This window comes from Faecalibacterium prausnitzii (genome assembly GCF_003324185.1).
Classification (GTDB): domain Bacteria; phylum Bacillota; class Clostridia; order Oscillospirales; family Ruminococcaceae; genus Faecalibacterium; species Faecalibacterium prausnitzii.
In genome coordinates, this window is record NZ_PXUP01000005.1 from 41,654 (window position 1) to 61,877 (window position 20,224).

The window sequence follows — 20,224 nt, forward strand, 5'->3', positions numbered from 1 at the left end:
CTAAGATATGAGTTTAGACCAAGTAACATTAAAGACTTTGGATTCGGTAATTGGATTGTGGTGGCTTCCTGAAAATGAGAATAACAAAATTCATGGGGTGCTAGAATTAAAAGAATCTCGTTTGCGGTTGCGAGCAACACAGATGTTTGAAGGGCTACAAACCATCGAAAGAGAAATGATTCCTGCCGTTCAAGGCTTTATAGCAACAGGACTAAAGATCACACTGCTTGATTGCAAAAAGCCGAAGCAAATAATTAATATGCCTGGGATGATAGAAGTGATATTTGAGTTTTCAACTATCATTGTGGGTAAAAATTACAGCAGTGATAGAATTCAAGTAAAGTCTTTAAGATGTCGCTTCAATGGACTTGAAAAATGGCTTGGCGATATGCCAGTAGATGCCTATAAATACAAGTGCAAAGATGATCAAGAGTATGAATTCTATGCCCATGCTCGCGAACCTGAAAAATATAGTTGTTCGATCGATGATTTTACAGCTGTCATAGAGAGTAAAATCATTCTAAGTGTAAATGAACATGTTGAGGCTGGCTTTAAGAGAACAGCTAGTGTTAGTTTTTGCTTTCCAGATAGCGTAAATGTCTTTGACGCAATTAAACAAGCTTGTAAATATCGTGATTTTTTGACACTGTGTATGGGAAATCATAATCATATATTGAGTATACAAGCAGTTGATGAAGAGGAAGATAACATAGCGGTATTGTATAATGATGAAATTAAATCGTTAGATTTGCCGACTAATCCTGCGTATAATTGTTTGATTTCTTTTTCAGATATCAAGGATAGCTATCAGGACTGTGTCCAAACATGGTATCAAAAATATGAAGAAATTCGTCCAATCATAGCTTATTTTGTGGATGCTTGTCAAAAGAAAAACAATATTGATTTGCCCATGGAATTCTTGAAGATGGTGCAAGCTCTGGAATCGTATTCGCGAAGGATGAGGAAAACAACACTCATCCCACCAGAAGAACATCAAGAAAGAATAAGTCGCATAGTTAACCATTTTGATGAGAAAGATGATGACAGAGAATGGATTGCGGATGTTCTGAAAACACCAATTCTTAATGAGCCAAGCTGTTCAAAAAGAATAACCGCCTTGTTCAAGGAAACAGCGGAGGAACTTGGAATCTCAAAGAGCAAGGCGGCGTCTTTGGCCTATAAGATCGTTGCAACACGAAATTATTATACGCATTTTAATGAAAGTTTATTGCCGGGAATCCTTTCGGAGCACGATATATTTTATTCGATTGCGCTGATGAAAAATGTTTTGAAAGTGGTTTTGTGTCGAGAATTGTCAGTGGAACTTCCAGATATGAAAGAAAAGCTAGGTAATAACTCGGAATTAGCGTTGGCTTTGGGAGAACTTGGCCTGACACCTCCATTAAAACCGTGTTCGGTAACGATTGCCGATAAAGCTAAGCCTGATGAAATGGAGAACTCGAACGGTGGAACTGAACCTGAAACAAATCATTGACCGCCTGAATGCGGAATTTGTGGGGGACACCCGCAAGCTGGTGTTCTGGTACGATGACAAGGCAGACTTTGCCGAGGATCTGGAAAACGTGGAACTGGAAAATGCAAAGATCTACCGCCTCCAGCCCGATAACCAGTTCTATACCAAATACTTTCTGGAACGGGTGGACACCACCACCAATTACCTTGTCTACGCCCCGTTCCCCAAGCCCGATGTGCGGGAAAACCACTTGGAGGACACCCTGCTGTACTCCCGGCGGTTCTTTGCCGACCGTGCCTCACTGCTGTCGGTAGACCTTGGCATTGAGGAAAAGTATAAGCCTATCCTCGAAAAGCACATCAAGTTCTTTGCCGATAAAAAGCGCACCCAGCGGTTCTACGATCTGGAGATCGAGAACTTCAACGAGGAAAACATCCTCACCGGGCTGCTCAGCGCCATCTGCAAAGCACGCACCTGCTCCTTTGAGGAGGTGGTGCGGATCGTGCTCACTGAGAGCAGCCTGTCGGAAAATGCCTACTTGCAGCAGTTTGAACAGTACGATCTGCTGCCGTCCTTCTGGCGGCTGTGCGAGCAGCATTTTGGCTATACGGACGTAAAACCCACGCTGGAACGGCTGCTGGTGACCCTTTTCGTCACCTATACCGCCCGCTATGTGCAGACGGAGCTACCCGCGGCGTGGAAGTCCTTTGTCTCCTACAAGGCAGGCAACATCATTGCCTTCCTCGACAGCCTGATGAACAGCGTCCTCTACCGGGATAAGTACGATGAACTTTCGGATCATGTGGCAAAGGGGCTGAACGTCTATCAGGCGTTCTCCGGCTGCCGTGCCGATGATCTGGTGGAGTGCGATACCTTCCTTGCGGTGGATCAGGTGCTGGTCAAGTGGCTGATGGGGCGGCTCCTTGCCGAGGATACCGGGGCGAAGCTCAACGAGCTGACCATCCCGGAGGTGTGCGAAAAGCGTGCCAAGATGCACTTTGGCAGAAAGACCGACAAGACCTACCAGTTGCTGCAAAGTGCCTACTGCATGGTGCAGGCGGCAAACTACCGCAGCGCCGAGGGCTTCAAAGCCATTGTGGACCGGTATCTGTCCGCAGATCATCAGATAGACCAGCAGTACCGGAAGTTCTACTTCTATTACGACAAGCTGGAAAACACCGAAGCCTTTGAACCGCTGCGGGAACTGGTGGAGAACATCTACACCAACGAATATCTTGCCACCCTTCTCCCGGCATGGAACGAGGGGCTCCGGCAGGAGGAAGCTTTGGCAGTGCTGCCCTTGCAGCGGGATTTCTACAACGCCAACCTGCGCTACGCCAAGGAGCGTACTGTGGTCATCATCTCCGATGCTATGCGGTATGAGGTAGGGCAGGAGCTTTTTGCCCGGATGCAGGATGACCCCAAGTGCTCGGCGCAGTTGAGCGTGCAGTTGGGCGTGCTGCCCTCCTACACCCGGCTGGGCATGGCTGCGCTTCTCCCGCACCGCACGCTGGAAATGACCGATGACTTTCAGGTTCTGGTGGATAGCACCCTCTGCGATACGCTGGCAGGGCGTCAGCAGGTGCTGCAAAGCTATGTGCCGGACAGTGTCTGTATCCAGTTTGACGTGATTAAGAGCATGAAGGTGGCAGACCTGCGGGATGTCCTTACCAAGCGGCAGGTCATCTACGTGTACCACAACCAGATCGATGCCCGTGGCGACAAGCCCAACACCGAGGATGAGGTGTTCAACGCCTGTGAGGAAGCCGTGCAGGAGATCATGGATCTGATCCGCCGCATCAATGGCAGCGGAAACACCCATCACTTTATCGTAACGGCAGACCACGGCTTTATCTATAAGCGAGATAAGCTGTCCGAGAGCGAGAAAATCGCAGGCAAGAGCATGGAAAATGCTTTTGTCAACCGTCGCTTTGTGGTGTCCGCTGCTCCGCTTCAGGATGACGGCATCGGGCACATGAGCATGGGCGCAGTACTGGGCAACCAGGATGCCAAGGTGGTTTCCTACCCGGTCAGCAGCAACGTGTTCAAGGTTGCTGGCGGCGGTGCCAACTACGTCCACGGCGGCTCCTCGCCGCAGGAGATGCTGGTGCCAGTGCTGGATATCAAAATGGAGCGTGGACATCAGGAGACCAAGAATGCAGAGATCGCACTGGTCAGCATTCTCCACAAGATCACGAATCTGATCACCTCCATGGATTTTGTCCAGTCGGAAGCCGTCAGCGATACTGTGAAACCGGCAAAGTACCGGGTGTTCTTTATCTCGGAGGACAACGAGAAGATCTCCAACGAAAACACCTATGTGGCAGACAACCGGGAGCTCAGCGCACAAAAGCGTATTTTCCGGCTGCGTTTTACCTTTAAGAACAAGAAGTACGACAAGGATAAGCAGTATTATCTTGTGGTCTATGATGAGGATACAGGTCTGGAACAGTGGCGCCATCCGGTGATGATGGATATTGCTTTTGCAGACGATTTTGGCTTTGGATTCTAACAAAAAGGAAGGCAGGTACACCGTATGCTAATGATGGATCAGGCAGCAGAGGGAAACCGGGAAGAACTGCGCCGGAAACTGCGGGAAAACTTTGATGGTCGCATCGTCCGCAAGGATCTGACCAAAAAGATCAAGGAAGGTGCCAACGTACCGGTCTATGTGCTGGAGTTTCTGCTGGGGCAGTATTGCAGCTCGGACGATGAGGAGATCATCGAGCAGGGTGTGCAGAACGTAAAGCATATTCTGGCGGACAACTTTGTGCGCCCGGATGAGGCGCAGAAGGTGCTTTCTCAGTTGCGTCGGAACGGCAGCCACACCATTATCGATATGGTGACCGTGCATCTGGACATCAAGAAAGATTGCTTCTTTGCAGAGTTTTCCAACCTGGGGCTCTCCAATGTGCCCATTACGGACGACTACCCGGAAAAATTTGACCGTTTGCTCTGCGGCGGCATCTGGTGCATCGTTCAACTGGAATATGAATCCGAAGGTGACAGCAGCTTTGGTATGGAGGACTTTGATAGCGAACCCCGGCAGAAAAAGCAGAAAGATGTTTCGCCTATCAGCATCCGCAAACTGACCCCCATCCAGATGCCTCATATCGATATTGAGGAAGTACGCACCGGGCGTAAAGCCTTCACGCAGGACGAGTGGATGGATGTTATGCTGCGCTCTTGCGGTTATGAGCCGGAGCAGTTGAACCAGCGGGAGAAATGGCTCCTTTTGGCTCGTATGTTACCGCTGGTGGAGAACAACTTCAACCTCTGCGAGCTTGGACCTCGCAGCACCGGTAAATCCCACATCTATAAGGAAATCAGCCCTAACAGCATTCTGGTGTCCGGTGGACAAACGACTGTGGCAAACCTGTTCTACAACATGGGACGAAAGACAGTTGGCCTGGTGGGTCTGTGGGACTGTGTGGCTTTTGATGAGGTTGCTGGTATCAAGTTCAAGGACAAAGACGGCATCCAAATCATGAAGGACTATATGGCTTCCGGCTCCTTTGCCCGTGGCAAAGAGGAAAAGGCAGCCTCGGCCTCGATGGTCTTTGTGGGAAATATTAACCAGAGCGTGGATGTGCTGCTAAAAACCTCCAGCCTATTTGACCCGTTCCCGCCTGAAATGGGAACAGACACTGCATTTTTGGATCGCTTGCATTGTTACATTCCCGGCTGGGAAATCCCTAAATTCCGCCCGGAGCATTTCACCAACGACTACGGCTTCATCACGGATTATCTTGCTGAGTTTATCCGGGAACTGCGTAAGGAACAGTACGGCGATGCACTAGATAAGTATTTCCGCCTTGGTAAAAATCTGAATCAGCGTGATACGATTGCAGTGCGTAAGATCGTAGGCGGCTATGTAAAGCTGCTGTATCCGGACGGTGAGTTTACCAAAGAGCAACTGGAGGAGATCCTTGTCTTTGCACTGGAAATGCGCCGTCGTGTGAAAGAGCAACTGAAAAAGCTGGGTGGCATGGAGTTCTATGATGTGAATTTCAGCTACATTGATCTGGATACCTTTGAAGAAAAGTTTGTGTCAGTTCCCGAACAGGGTGGCGGTAAGCTTATCCCAGATGGAATGTGCAATCCGGGACAGATCTACACTGTTTCGCGTGGAAAAAGCGGCATGATCGGTGTGTTCCGGTTGGAAAGCCAGATGTTGCCGGGCAGCGGAAAGTTTGAACGCACCGGTCTTGGCAGCGACCGTGACTGCAGAGAATCCACCAACACAGCCTTCAACTTCCTGAAAGCAAATGGAAACCGCATCAGCGGTGGCATCAGCACGGCATCTAAGGACTACATCATCAACTATCAGGATCTTCAGGGCATCGGTATGACAGGAAAGCTGGCACTGCCCACCTTGATTGCATTGTGCAGCATTGCCCTTGGTCGTCCCACGGTCAGTACCCTTGCAGTTCTGGGCGAGATCAGCATCAGTGGAACAATCTTGAAGGTAGATGAGCTTGCAAACAGCCTGCAGGTCTGCCTCGATAGCGGTGCAAAGAAGGTTCTGCTGCCGATTTCAAGTGCCGTTGATCTGGGGACTGTTCCACCGGAATTGGTGGGTAGCTTCAATCTGATCTTCTACAGCAGCGCAGAGGATGCGGTGTTTAAAGCACTTGGTGTGGAGTGAAGAAAGGCGTGCTCTATGAAAACGAATGATAGAAAAATCACAGACCTGATGGCCACAATCCATACAGGAAAAACGCAACTTCCTGATTTTCAAAGAGGCTGGGTATGGGACGATAGTAGGATAAAAGCTCTGATTGCAAGTATCACAAATGGATATCCTGTCGGTGCAGCAATGTTTCTGGAATACGGTAATGAGAGTATTCACTTCAAATCACGAGTTGTTGAAGGGGTGCCTTCTGCAGACAAGGTGATACCGGATGAACTTATTCTGGATGGACAACAAAGACTGACATCTGTCTATTCTTCACTTTTTAGTGAGAAGGCAGTTAGAACAAGAACAGACAAAGGGCAAGAAATAGAACGCTTTTACTATATTGATATGGCCAAAGCTGTTAACAGCACGATTGACCGGGTGGATTCGATTATTTCGGTTCCTAAGGATCGGAAAATAACTTCAGATTTTGGTCGAAAGGTTGAGCTGGATCTTTCGTCGGCATCTCAGGAATACGCTCAGAACGTGTTCCCGCTAAACATTATTCTTGATCCGAGCAAATACAGCAAGTGGCAAATGGACTATATGCAATATCATCAGTACGATTCAAATGCTGCAAAATTGTATATGGACTTTCTCTCCAAAGTAATTGTTCCGTTGGGGCAGTATACGATTCCAGTGATTACATTGGACAAGGATACCCCCAAGGAGGCGGTTTGTCAGGTCTTCGAAAATGTCAATACAGGTGGGGTGTCGCTTACTGTATTTGAGCTGGTTACTGCCATTTTTGCAATGGATAATTTTGAACTACGCAAGGATTGGGAAGAAAGACAGAAAAAATATTTCAGTGACGACATTCTTTCGGTGACCTCTGCAACGGATTTCCTGACGGCTTGTACTCTATTATCTTCGTATAAAAAAGGCGGGACCGTGAGTTGCAAAAAGAAAGATGTGCTGAATCTGACGCTGGCGGAATACCAGCGGTATGCAGATGATTTGACGGAAGGATTTGTGGAAGCGGAAAAAATATTACAGGAAGAACGGATCTTTTCTAGTAAAGACCTGCCATATACGACGCAGTTAATTCCACTTGCAGTTCTTTGCACGTTGCTGGCAGACCATAACCGCATCAAAACAACGAGCGTAAAAGATAAAATAAAGCAATGGTATTGGTGCGGTGTCTTTGGCGAAATGTATGGAAGCGCAAATGAAACACGCTATGTGTACGATGTGGTGGGGGTAATGGCGTGGTTGGATGACGCCAGCAAAACGCCTAAAACGGTTCAGGAGTTTTATTTTAACCCGGTGCGCTTGCTATCCTTGCAATCAAGATTGAGTGCCGCCTATAAAGGTATTATGGCACGGATCTTGAAGAATCAGTGCAAAGATTTTATCAGCGGTCGTGAAATGGACTTTACGGTTTATAAAGCAGAGAGCATAGATATTCACCATATATTTCCACGAGATTATTGTGAGAAAAAAGGTCTGCCGCGTGCAAAATGGAATTCTGTTGTGAATAAGACACCTATTACATATTCTACAAACCGTGAAATTGGCGGAGTAGCACCAAGCCAATATCTGACCAAGATTGAAAAGAAAGGCCAAGTCGAACCAGATATACTGGATGGCTATCTTAAGACACATTTGATCGATACGAGTGATATCCGCGCAGACCGGTTTGATGATTTCTTCATCAAGCGCGCAACTGCTATTTTGAATGAGATTGAAAAAGCGACTGGAAAGTCGATTTCCGGTCGTGACAGTGATCTCGTAATTCAGGACTTTGGCGGAGCGCTATTATGATCTGTGAGAATAGAGCATGTCTGAATTTAGGAGGCCACCATGGAGCCAATGAAAGCAATCAGTGTCAACAGCCGTGCGGAGGAGCTGTTTGTGCAGCTTTTCTGTGAGGCTTTTGGCCCGGAAAAGACCGAAAATCTGCAGGTCCAGTACCCCTGCGTGGACATCTATGGTCGGCACCGCTATATCGACTTTGCGCTGGAATCGCCTGAATCTAAGATTGCAATCGAAATTGACGGTGAGACCTACCACAACCCGAGCAAGGTGTCCGAAAACAAGTATGCCGATGACCTCTTGAAGCAGAACAGCCTGATCTATGACAACTGGAAAGTATACCGTTGGATTTACAGCCAGTTGGAAAAGCAACCGGAAAAGGTCAAGGATGAGCTGATTACTTTCTTAGGCACCAGCCCTATATTCAAGGCTTTTGAAGCGGACCTGCCGGTTCAGATGGGGCAGACCATCGAGCTTCGGGATTACCAGCAGGAGGCTACCGAGAATCTGCAGAAAATGCGAGAGGACGGCAAGACCATTGCGCTACTGTACCATGCGACCGGCGTTGGAAAAACCATCACGGCTGCAACGGATGCCAAGGCAGTGGGCGGACGCACGCTATTTCTGGTCAACGCCCTGAAGCTGGCATCTCAGGCAAAAGAGACTTTCGCCAAGGTCTGGTCGGAAGTGACTTTGGGAGAGTACACCGGAAGCCAGAAGGATATGACCCAGACGGTCATTTTTGCAACGGTGCAGAGGATCTCCAAGGATCTGGAAAAGTTCTCGCCTACAGATTTTGACTACCTGATTGTGGACGAATGTCACCATGCGGCAGCCAACACCTACCAGAAGATTTTCACCTACTTCCACCCGAAGTTCATTCTGGGCCTGACCGCCACTCCGGAACGCAGCGATGGTGAAGATATGCTGGAGCTGTTCCAGAACGTTGCCCATAAAATGGATCTCAAAACTGCTGTAGAGCGTGGCGTTCTGGTGCCGATTCGCTGCATCCGGGTCAAGACCAACATCGACCTGACCGATGTGCGGATCAACGGCATCAAATACAATTCGCAGGATCTGGAAAGCAAGCTGTTCATCCCGGAACGCAATCAGTTGATCGTTGACACTTATCTAAAGTACGTCAACGGCAAAAAGACAGTAATTTTCTGTGCCAGCGTAGACCATGCAGCCGAAATTGCAAAGTTGCTGCGAGATAGCGGCGTGAAGGCAGAAGCAGTTTCCGGGCGGGATCGTGTGGAGGTTCGGGAAAAGATTCTGAAGGACTATGAAACCGGCTCGACCAATGTTCTTTGCGCCTGCGACCTTCTGAACGAAGGCTGGGACAGCCCGCATACCACGGTGCTGTTCATGGCGCGCCCGACCATGTCCAAAACGATTTATTTGCAGCAGCTTGGTCGTGGCACACGCCGCTGCCCGGGCAAAGAGGATCTGCTGGTGGTTGACTTTGTGGACAACGCTAATATGTTCAATATGCCCTACAGCCTGCACCGGGTGCTGGACATTGCAAAATATCAGCCCATGGCGTATGTGCTGGCGCCGGAGAACAAGCGCAAGCTGGATCAGGATATGTTGTTCCAGGGTGAAAAGCCCGAAGCATGGTTGGATGTGCCGATCGATGTGTCTGACTATGAGATCATCGACCTTTTCAACTGGCAGAACAGCGTCAAGGATATGATCTCGCAGATTGAGTTCGTCCGGATGGTGGATGTACAGTCCGAGACGGTGGAACGCTACATTAAGGACGGAAAAGTCAAACCGGACCTTTCGATTCCCTTTGGTGATAAGCGAATGTTCCACTATTTCCGGGAGGAAAGCATCCGCAACATTGCGAAACAGTATGGCTGGGATCTCATTACGCCGCAGAATATGGCGGACAAGTTCATGAAATTTATCGAAACGATGGACATGAGCTATTCCTACAAGCCGGTGCTGCTCAAAGCAATCTATGAGTACATGGACAGCAGCGGCAGAGTTGCCCTGCCGGATGTGGTGGACTACTTCATCGACTTCTACGAGGACCGCAAGGCGCACGGGATGATCGCAGAGAAATCCACCAGCATTTATCAGAAGGGTGGCTATACCCGGAAAGATGTGGAGAAGAACATCCTCTCCAATCCCTTCAAGCGCTTTGAGGATATGCGATTCTTGATGCGCTGCAAGGACGTGGAGACTATCGAGGTAAACCCGATCATTTTCCGCAAGCTCACACGGGAAGATTGGCTGCATATTGTGGATGTCTGCGATAAGCGCCTTGAAAAATACTATTTGCGGCTCAAAAAATGATATGAACTTCGATAATTGACTGCGGGTGACGTGCATGATGAAAATAGTGAGAAATATGATCCGGTGTAAAAAGTGCAGGGATGTTATTGAAAGCTGCACTGTACATGATTTCAAATTTTGTTCTTGTGGATCGTGTGCAGTCGATGGCGGGCATGAGTATCTCCGTAGGTGTGGAAACCCGGAAGACTGGGAAGAATTATCTGAAACGCAAAGTGTAGATGATTGAAAATTAAGCTGAACTCGATCTTTGAAGCAGAAGTTCAGTGGCAAGTAAAAAGCTCTTGGCCTTTAATAAAGAGGCCAAGAGCTTTTTTACATCTTGTCTTGGAACATAAAAGAAGGTACAATGGTAGAAAAGAAAACGTGCATCAGTCAAATAAGGCGGTGGAGACGATGGACGAAGCGTGTGCTGATAAATACACGGAGTATCTTTCTATCATCAAAAGCGAGATCAAGGAGATAACACAGGACTTAAGGAGAAAAATCTTATGGCGGTCGAAGTCAATTGGGAAAATTTCGCATCAAATAACAATGATCCTGATGGTGTCCAACATAAATTCGAAAATTTGTGTCGGCAACTTTTTACCAATGATTATCTAAAAGAGAATAAAAAATCAAGGAATTTGCATTCCAATCCTAATAATCCTGGCATTGAAGCAGAACCCATACTTGATGAACGCACAAACCAGTACATTGGCTTTCAGGTAAAATTCTTTGACACTAGTGTGGATTATGGCCAAATATTGCATTCTATGGAAAAAGCGTTGCAATATTATACAGGAAAGCTAAGCCACATTGTATTGTACTGCAATAAGGCCATAACAAGCACCAGCAAAAGTTATATTAATATTGTAGAACTTCTTAAGAAAAACAATATCACGATAGAACTTGTAACGGATTCGGCTATTTTAGATGCTGTAAGAAAATATCCATATCTTGCAAATTACTATTTTGGTGTCAACACCATTTCTTTTGAGTGGGTTGTCGCACATAATGAAAAATCTTTTTGTGATTTAGGAGAGCGCTTCAATCGTGACTTTAATGTTGAAACTGAAACTTCTAAAAGACTATCTCTTTTTGCAAGAGATCAAAGTGCGGTTCAATATATTAATGATAAGAAAGAAAATTTGATTCGAAAAATCAATCGTATAAAAGATGATACGGAACAACACTCTGATTATCTTGAAAAAGTCAGGTCTATTGTTTCGGCATTTGAAGATGTCGAGAGCGAAACTATTGGAAGTGCATTCGAATGGCATCAATATTTGCAATCTTTTATAGTTGACGATTTAGCCAAAATAAACTCTGAGATAAGTCAAAAGAAGAATTTGCTTGAAAAAATACGGCCAACAATCGAAAAAGGACGAAGCCGAGTTGAGCATAAAGATCTAGAAAAATACAATTCTATTCGAAGCGAAATTGAGATACTTTATGAATTACTTGACTTGCCGGAAATATTATCTTTGACTGCCGATGAGAATCGCCTTATTACAGCTAAAGAACTTTTTGTTACAGGCAATGCAGGCATTGGAAAATCACATTTGCTAGCGGCAGAGTGCCAATCATTAATGAATAATCAGCAATTTGCTGTTTTGCTACTAGCGGGGAATTGTTATTCTGATCTGCCTATCCTCGACCAATTATCACAAGACTGTGAGTTAAAGTATTCTTTCGATGAGTTTATTAGCATATTAGAAATGATAGGCGTAGAGCATCATACCTGTGTTTTGTTATGTATAGATGCATTAAACGAAACAGCAAATTATCGACTTTGGAAAACGGGATTAATTTCACTTTCTCAGAAGATAAAAAAATGCACGCACGTAAAGTTGGCTGTTACTTATCGAATGGAGTATGAAAAATCTGTAGTCCAAGATGCGCTTTTATCGGAAGATGAAGACGTTTACAGGATTGTACATACAGGTTTTGCATCTAATGGTTTAAAAGCATCAAAACAATTTTTTGACTATTATAGAATTCCATTTACCTTGTATGAGTATTTTGAATCTGAAATGGAAAATCCGCTGTTTTTAACATTGTATTGTAAAACCTATAGAAACGATGAAGCAAGTCTCCCTACTTTGTATGATAGACTAGTAGAAAGTGCAAACAAGAACATTTTCCCGATACTAGAAAAGAGGTATAAACTCATTGGATTTACGGAAGATGACAATATTGTTCAGTCGCTAGTTGATGAAATTTCAACTTTGGCTTTTGATAGAAAGGAAAAAAATATTTTGGAATCTGATCTCGCAAGCATACCGTTCTGGACTGCGAATGATCTTCCATTAAGGCCGTTTATGTCATTATTAGCAAAAGAAAATCTCGTGCATACAAATTTGATTGCGGGCAATGAACGCTACTTTTTTGCGTATGATCAAATGAACGACTATTTCTTTGCAAGGAGCTTATTTTCTCATGACATGTCCGACATGTCCATCCGCAAGACTTTATACGAAGATATCTTACAAGTAAATGATAATAATATTGTGAATTTGAGCAATAGCGATGTCTTTGTTATATGCTGTGCTATCTACGCTCAGAAATTCGGCAAAGAGTGCATTGATTTAATTGATGAGCTACCTGAAGGTTTTGAAAAAGGTTATATTGTAAAATCGTACATACGGTCGTTTATTTGGAGGAATAAAGAATATATCTCCAGCAATGTGTTTTTAGCTGTTGCACAGAAGTATAAAGTATCTCGTGAGGACTTTTGGAATGTTCTTGTTGGTAATAGTATAAAACATAATCATCCCCTGAACTCGGATTTTTTACATACACTTCTAATGAGCTTTCGGCTTAGTGAGCGTGATTATTATTGGACAAAATACATTAATGAGATTTTTTATGACGAGTCTAATCGGCTCATGCAGCTTGTAAAAATGTACAGTTCAGGACAAAGCATTCAAATGAGTAAAGAGCAGGCTCGTCAGTTGCTTATTCTTTGTGGATGGCTGTTGAGTTCATCAAATCGCATGCTTCGTGACTATACTTCAGAGGCTATGATTGAAATTCTGCGGAATGAATTTGATCTGTGCATTGTGATTCTGAAAGCTTTCGAAAAAGTAAATGATCCGTATATTATAGAGCGTTTATATGGTGTTGTATTTGGAGCCTGCTGTAAACGTCGAAGAAAGGGGAATACCGTATACATAGCCTTAGCAGAATATGTTTACTCAACAATTTTTGATCAAGAATTCATTTATCCTGATATTTTGCTTCGTGATTATGCAAGACTGATAATCGAACGCTTTTTATGGGAGAATCCAGACTACAACGGTTGCATTGTCCATGAAAAAATTATTCCACCATATAAATCATTTCCTATTGAACAAATCGATGAAGATTACATTAATAAGAAATACGATGGTGGACTGTGGCAAATCAAAAGTTCCATGTCGTTTGAAGGACATGGTATGTATGGTGATTTTGGACGCTATGTTTTTCAAAGTGCATTAAAATACTTTGATGTCGATGAAGACGAAATGTACAAGCAGGCAATGTCCTTTATTATTAATGATTTGGGCTATACTAATGAACTTGATAAGGGCAACAACCATTGGGGATATGATAGAAGCGAAACAAAAAAGGTTGAACGTATAGGAAAAAAATATCAATGGATTGCAATGCACAATATTCTGGCAAGAGTTTCTGACCAGTGTGACATTGATACAGATTATTCTGAAACACCAAAATTTGAAGGTCCCTGGGAACCGTTCGTTCGGGATTTTGATCCGACCTTAAATTTCAAACTAACGAAATCCGATGAAATTCCTATATTTGATGAGATAAGCGAGTTGAAAAAAGCTACTCGTGATGAGCATTTGAAGGTTGACGTTTCAAATATAGATAGTGTATCTGAATGGTTGGATTCTGATGGCATTTTCTTTGCGGAAATGCCAAAGGCATTGATTCTTTCTGATTCTAACGGAACTCAATGGATTAGGTTGAGCAATTATATATGTTCAGGAAGAGAGCAGTTGAAAGCTGAAAGGCTCCTGACTTGGAGTTGGTTATACGCTTACTTCGTTACAGAAGAACAGTTTGAGCAGTTCCAAGTCGCAGCTACAGATAGAGTTGACTTTAGTAGTTCAAAGGGTATAGGGCTTGATCCGCAATCGTACTCTGTATTCAATCGAGAATATCCATGGTCACCTAGTTGTGATTTGCTCAATAAGAGTAGTTCAGTAGAATCAGGTGTGGTTCTTAACATGCCAGAAGAAAAAGAGGTAGAACAGGAGGTTTTAAACGTTGAATTTTTGGAACAATATCTGAAATCACTTGATGCGGATTCCAATCAAGTATTTTCAGATCAGGAATTGAATCAACATCTTTTTAAGAAGGAGATTGTTAGAAAACCAGTCTTGAAACAAATTGGTGAAATTATACATGCGAGTATGAATCTTGTTTGGGAAAGTGAATACGATGCCTCAAAGGATAATACACTTTCCATGAATGTGCCCTGCCCAATGCTTATTGAACAGCTTCATCTTCATCAGGCAGACATTGATGGTTTGTACTACGATTCAAATGAAAAAATTGCAGCGTTTGATCTGAACATCTCACAGAAAGAATCAGGAGTAGTCCTTCGAAAGGACCTATTAGATGCTTTTCTGAAAAAAAACAATTTGAATTTAATTTGGTTTGTACGAGCATCTAAAGAACTTCATAGCGGTGAAGATTTAGGGATACTTCGCTATGGTGATAGAAGTGGCGCATATTTTTACAATGGAACAGAAATAACATCAAATATTTATATTGTGGAACAACGGTAAATCATTAATGATATAAGAGGAGCGTGATGCCTAGCACGACTTACAGGCCTTTAACTGGACGGTTTAGCAACATGACACATTGGATGGTGCAAACTGCCTGACCGTTGGAAAACGGCATTTGAGCCAGAGAGAAGCAGCGATGGAGGCAGTACAAGCGATTGGCCTAAACCAGATTTGCGATGTAGAGAGTTCTGTATTTGTTGGATATGAGCAATATGGCGAAATGATTAGCAGCAGATTGGAAGAAATGACCTCTGAATTTGTGCGAGATTGCGGTAAATGAAAACTGCTGTTTGTAGCAGATCTGTAGCAAATCGAGAACATTTAACGAATCATCGTTCTAAAAAACGAAAAGTCATCATGCATCACACAGAGAGGGTCTGGGGTTCGGGTGTTTTTGCTCCCGGGATGTTTGCGTTTGCGCAACAGCCCGGGAAACAGGCAAAGACAGGAAAACCGCGCAGATCACGTTCAATAAACAAAGAAATGGCTGCTGCACCGGGAAGAAACCCTGTGTAGCAGCCATTTTTATTATGGTATAAGATCAGTCCTTCTTCTCGGCGGTGCGGGCAAAGAAGTTGGCGAGGACGGCGCCGGAAATGTTATGCCACACCGAGAACACAGCGCCGGGGATGGTTGCCAGCGGATACTGTGCAAAGTGGGCAGCGGCCAGAGAGGTGGCCAGACCGGAGTTCTGCATACCGACCTCGATGGAGATCGCGCGGCACTTGGTGGAATCCAGCTTCAGCAGCTTGCCCACACCGAAGCCGGTGAGGTAGCCCAGCAGGTTGTGCAGGATGACTACGGCAAGGATCAGCAGGCCGCTGGTCATGATCTTGGCGGAGTTTGCAGAAACAACGGCGCAGATGATGAGCACGATGGCGGTGGTGGAGACCAGCGGCAGCACGCGGACGGCGTTCTGAGTGAAGGCGTGGAAGAAGTGGTTGACCACAAAGCCCAGTGCGATGGGCACCAGCACTACTTTGACGATGGACAGGAACATATTTACAGGGTTCACATCCACGCGCTGGCCGGCATACAGCAGGGTGAGCAGGGGAGTCAGGATGGGTGCCAGCACGGTGGAAACGGCAGTCATACCAACGGACAGTGCAACGTCGCCCTTGGACAGATAGGTCATCACGTTAGAGGAGGTGCCGCCGGGGCAGGTACCCACAAGGATGACGCCGATAGCCAGCTCGGTGGGCAGGTGGAACAGCTGCGTCAGCGCCCATGCAAGGAAGGGCATCAGGGTGAACTGCGCAATGCAGCCAATGATCACGTCTTTCGGGCGGCTGAACACCACCTTGAAGTCCTCCGGCTTCAGGGTGAGACCCATGCCGAACATGACGATGCCCAGCAGGGTGTTGACCCATGCGGTCTTTACCACGCTGAAGGTGCCGGGGAACAGCAGAGACAGTGCCGCCACCACAATGACGATGGCGGCCATGTACTTGCCCACAAAGTCGCTTACTTTTTCCAATGTTTTCATGATAAACTCTCCTTTTTCCTGAACACTTATTTTTGCGGATGCAAAGGCAATGAAACATCCGGAAAATGGCTTTCCCGCAAACAAAAACGCCTTTGCCCCTTACGGTTCGTAAGAGACAAAGGCGTATAAACTCCTCTGCGGTACCACTCTTATTGCCGGTGCAAAGCCCGGCCCCTCAGTGCGCATCCAACAATGCGCGGCCCGTGATAACGGGGGCCTGCCGTTCCTGCTTACTGGGGCGTAGACACCGCCCATTCAGCCGGAAAGCTCGGAGAGGATCTTCCCACGGACGCCCTGCACTGCCTTGCACCAGTCGGCAGCTCTCTGCAGCATTCTTTCCGGGTACTCTTTCTCGTCATAGCCGAATATTTCACTGCCACGGAGTATACTCCCCCGGGGGGCTGAAGTCAAGGGATATGACCCGTCTGTTTTTTCATCTGGTTCATATCATGAATGAAAGCAGCTCATGTGATGACTGCCTCGGCCAGCTTTGCCGGGTGTGGATCCTTTATGAAAAATGTGAAGTGACCGCTGGCCACTTCACCTTTTTGTGTCTCGTGTATTTTTGCTGTTACAGGATGCGCACCCGGATGACGGCGGGGATGCTGCTCAGCTTCTCGCTCAGGCGGGCATCCACGGCACCGGTGGCATCCAGCATGGTGTAGGCCATGTTCTTTTTGCTCTTGTTCACCATGTTTTCGATGTTCAGACCCGCTTCGGTGGTCAGGGCGGTGATCTGGCTGATCATGCCCGGCTCGTTCTTGTGGATGATGCAGATGCGCTTGCCGCCGGCGCGGGGCTGGTGCACCTCCGGCAGGTTGACCGAGTGGGTAATGTTGCCGTTGCGCAGGTAATCGCTCAGCTCCTGTGCTGCCATGATGGCGCAGTTGTCCTCGGCTTCCGGGGTGGAAGCGCCAAGGTGCGGGGTGCACACGATGCCGGGACGACCCAGAATGGCTTCGGAGGGGAAGTCGGTCATGTAGCCGGACACCTTGCCGTTGTCCATGGCTTCCAGCAGGGCGGCGGTGTTCACCAGCTCGCCGCGGGCGTAGTTCAGGATCTTGACGCCGTCCTTGCACAAAGCAAGGGTCTGGGCGTTGATGGTGTCCTTGGTGGTGGGCAGGTAGGGCACATGGATGGTGATGTAGTCGCACAGGGGCAGCATATCGTTCAGGTTTACGCAGTGGTGCACCTGACTGCTCAGGTTCCATGCTGCTTCAATGGAGATGTAGGGGTCGTAGCCGTAGACTTCCATGCCCAGCTCGATGGCGCAGTTTGCCACCCGGGAGCCGATGGCACCCAGACCGATGACGCCAAGGGTCTTGCCCTTGATCTCGTTGCCCACGAACTGCTTTTTGCCCTTTTCCACGCTCTTGGCCATGGCGGGGTCACCGGCCAGACCCTGACACCACTGGGCGGCGGCGGCCACGTTGCGGCTGCCTGCGATGAGCATGCCGATGACCAGCTCCGCCACGGCATTGGCGTTGGCACCCGGGGTGTTGAACACCACGATGCCCTGCTCGCTGCAGCGCTCCAGCGGGATGTTGTTCACGCCCGCACCGGCGCGGGCGATAGCAAGCAGATTGTCGTTGAAGGTGGTGTTCAAAAGATCGGCGCTGCGCACCAGAATACCGTCCGGGGCGTCGGCATCCACCGTGACATCGAACTGGTTCTTGGGCAGCTTTGCCAGCCCCACCGGGCTGATGGCGTTGAGCGTTTTGATGGTGTACATATCTGAAACCCCTCTTTATGCATTCTCTTTGCGGAACTTCTCCATGAAGTCCACCAGCTTGTCCACGCCCTCGGCAGGCATGGCGTTGTAAATGGAAGCACGCATACCGCCTACCAGACGGTGACCCTTCAGGTTCACAAAGCCCGCCTCGGCGGCTTCGGCGCAGAACTTTTTGTCCATGTCCGGGTTGGGGCTGGTGAAGGTGACGTTCATGGTGCTGCGGTAGCGGTGCTCCACAGGGTTCGTGAAGAACTCCTGCCCGTCCAGATAATCGTACAGCACCTTGGCCTTGGCCTCATTGATCTTCTGCATATTGGCCAGACCGCCGATATCGTTTTCCAGATACTTGAGCACCAGACCGGTCATGTAGATGCACCAGCACGGCGGGGTGTTGTACATGCTGTCCTTCGCCAGCAGGGTGGTGTAGTTCATCATGGTGGGAACGTTATCGGCGGCGTGACCCAGCAGGTCGTCCCGGATGATGGCAATGGCCATACCGGCGGGGGCTACGTTCTTCTGCACGCCAAAGTAGATGCAGCCGTACTTGCTGACGTCCACCGGCTTGGAAAGGATCATGGAGCTCATATCTGCCACCAGCGGCACGCCCTCCACCTGCGGCAGCTCCACATACTGGGTGCCGAAGATGGTGTTGTTCTGGCAGATGTGGATGTAGCTGGCGTCCTTATCGTAGTTGATAGCGTTTACATCCGGGATATAAGTGAAATTTTTATCCTTACTGGATGCTACGATCTTGGCCTCGCCGAACTTGGCGGCCTCCTTGGCAGCCAGACCCGAGAAGTTGCCGGACACGATGTAGTCTGCCTTGCCGGTGGTCATAAAGTTCAGCGGCACCATGGCGAACTGCTGGGTAGCACCGCCCTGAAAGAAGCCCACCTTGTAGTTATCGGGAATGTTCATCACCCGGCGCAGGGAAGCTTCGGTGTCCTTGATGATGGCATCGAACCACTTGCTGCGGTGGCTCATCTCCATGACGCTCTGACCGCTGTCGCCGTATTCCAGCAGCTCGGCCTGCGCCTGCCGCAGCACCTTTTCGGGCAGCATGCTGGGGCCTGCGCTGAAGTTATATACTCGTGCCATAATGAACCTCTCCTTTTCCTGTGGTATACCTATCACGCAGCACCGCCGTTTTGCGGTGCGTCTGTTACTTTCTGTAGCCGTAGTATACCGGTTTTCCCATGCCGAAAACAAGAGCATCTTTGCACAAAGATATGGCCCCTGCACCCCGCATGAGAGCACAAAGCATACAAATGTACGCCGTGCGGAGACAAAATATAAGACAATTGTAAAAGAAGCGTACGATCCCCTGATTCCATGCGGATTTTCCGCCCTTGCACCTTTGGCAGAAATGCGGTATACTGGGAAAAATAAGACAAATGTAAAAGAAAAACGAAGCCCAAACTGTGAAAGTGCGTTTGGAGCGGCCCGCAGGCCGCGACAAACGCGAAATAAAATAGTCATTCCGCTGAAAATGGTCAGAGCGAAGCGGAGACCATTCTAAATCGCCCCACCGCAAAAAACGGTGACTAAGGGGAATTGAATCATTCAAGGAGGTACAACAGATGTACGGCTTACCAGATACCCTGCGGCCGCTTTCGGCGGCGGAAGAACAGGTGATGTTTGCGGTGTGGGCGTGCCCGGGCGCGGCGGCGCGGCGGGACATCAGCCAGAAGCTCAAGGCCACCGGCTGGGCAGCAGCCACGGTGCTGAATTTTCTCTACCGGTTGGAGGAAAAAGGCTGGGTCAGGTCGGCAAAACAGGGCAACTGCAACGTGTATGTGCCGCTGGTCACCCGGCGGGCTTACGACGTGTACTGTATGCGGCAGCGGCTGGATACCCTGTTTGACGGCGACCTTGCCGCCGCCGTCCATGCGCTGGTAAGCGAGAGCGGCTGCTCCCAGAGCGCCTTGGAGCAGGCCATCCGGGTGCTGGAGGAGAAGCATCAGGAGACGGAGGAGTACGATTTGTACGACCCCTATGGCTGAATTGTTTCATATTT

The 20,224-nt window shown here is 47.6% G+C and carries 11 protein-coding genes and 1 other annotated feature; of the genes, 8 read left to right on the plus strand and 3 right to left on the minus strand.

The features are described 5' to 3' along the window. Window positions 1-7 precede the first annotated feature (7 nt). The 7 genes from C7J97_RS04710 (at window position 8) to C7J97_RS04740 (ending at window position 14,986) form a co-directional block, all read left to right on the plus strand. Window positions 8-1,495 (plus strand): ApeA N-terminal domain 1-containing protein, encoded by a 1,488-nt coding sequence (locus C7J97_RS04710; RefSeq protein WP_113992225.1) that lies wholly within the window; start codon window positions 8-10, stop codon window positions 1,493-1,495. Further along, window positions 1,446-3,986, plus strand: a complete 2,541-nt coding sequence (pglZ, locus tag C7J97_RS04715; RefSeq protein WP_113992224.1) for a BREX-1 system phosphatase PglZ type A — start codon at window positions 1,446-1,448, stop codon at window positions 3,984-3,986. The genes C7J97_RS04710 and pglZ overlap by 50 nt, the downstream gene beginning before the upstream one ends. A 33-nt stretch (window positions 3,987-4,019) precedes the next feature. Further along, the gene (brxL, locus tag C7J97_RS04720; protein WP_455709109.1) at window positions 4,020-6,122 is read left to right on the plus strand and encodes a protease Lon-related BREX system protein BrxL; all 2,103 of its coding nucleotides are present in this window, start codon (window positions 4,020-4,022) and stop codon (window positions 6,120-6,122) included. A 15-nt stretch (window positions 6,123-6,137) separates the two neighbouring features. Then, window positions 6,138-7,916, plus strand: a complete 1,779-nt coding sequence (locus C7J97_RS04725) for a GmrSD restriction endonuclease domain-containing protein (RefSeq protein WP_113992222.1) — start codon at window positions 6,138-6,140, stop codon at window positions 7,914-7,916. 48 nt (window positions 7,917-7,964) lie between these two features. Next, the gene (locus tag C7J97_RS04730; RefSeq protein ID WP_242983437.1) at window positions 7,965-10,211 is read left to right on the plus strand and encodes a DEAD/DEAH box helicase; all 2,247 of its coding nucleotides are present in this window, start codon (window positions 7,965-7,967) and stop codon (window positions 10,209-10,211) included. A 37-nt stretch (window positions 10,212-10,248) separates the two neighbouring features. Next, window positions 10,249-10,437, plus strand: a complete 189-nt coding sequence (locus C7J97_RS15620; RefSeq protein WP_097782660.1) for a DUF7695 domain-containing protein — start codon at window positions 10,249-10,251, stop codon at window positions 10,435-10,437. A gap of 262 nt (window positions 10,438-10,699) precedes the next feature. Next, complete coding sequence (locus C7J97_RS04740) at window positions 10,700-14,986, plus strand: NACHT domain-containing protein (RefSeq protein ID WP_113992220.1); 4,287 nt, start codon at window positions 10,700-10,702, stop codon at window positions 14,984-14,986. 544 nt (window positions 14,987-15,530) lie between these two features. Here C7J97_RS04740 and C7J97_RS04750 read toward each other — a convergent pair. The 3 genes from C7J97_RS04750 to serC all read right to left on the minus strand — a co-directional run bounded on the left by C7J97_RS04750 (window position 15,531) and on the right by serC (window position 19,305). Continuing rightward, window positions 15,531-16,475, minus strand: a complete 945-nt coding sequence (locus tag C7J97_RS04750) for a bile acid:sodium symporter family protein (protein ID WP_015536609.1) — start codon at window positions 16,473-16,475, stop codon at window positions 15,531-15,533. A gap of 108 nt (window positions 16,476-16,583) precedes the next feature. Beyond that, window positions 16,584-16,843: a binding site (T-box leader), on the minus strand. Window positions 16,844-17,046: 203 nt separating this feature from the next. After that, complete coding sequence (locus tag C7J97_RS04755) at window positions 17,047-18,207, minus strand: phosphoglycerate dehydrogenase (RefSeq protein WP_113992218.1); 1,161 nt, start codon at window positions 18,205-18,207, stop codon at window positions 17,047-17,049. Window positions 18,208-18,222: 15 nt separating this feature from the next. Further along, window positions 18,223-19,305 (minus strand): 3-phosphoserine/phosphohydroxythreonine transaminase, encoded by a 1,083-nt coding sequence (gene serC, locus C7J97_RS04760; RefSeq protein ID WP_113992217.1) that lies wholly within the window; start codon window positions 19,303-19,305, stop codon window positions 18,223-18,225. 482 nt (window positions 19,306-19,787) lie between these two features. Between serC and C7J97_RS04765 the strand changes: the two genes are divergently transcribed. Then, complete coding sequence (locus tag C7J97_RS04765; protein WP_113992216.1) at window positions 19,788-20,210, plus strand: BlaI/MecI/CopY family transcriptional regulator; 423 nt, start codon at window positions 19,788-19,790, stop codon at window positions 20,208-20,210. Window positions 20,211-20,224: the final 14 nt, after the last annotated feature.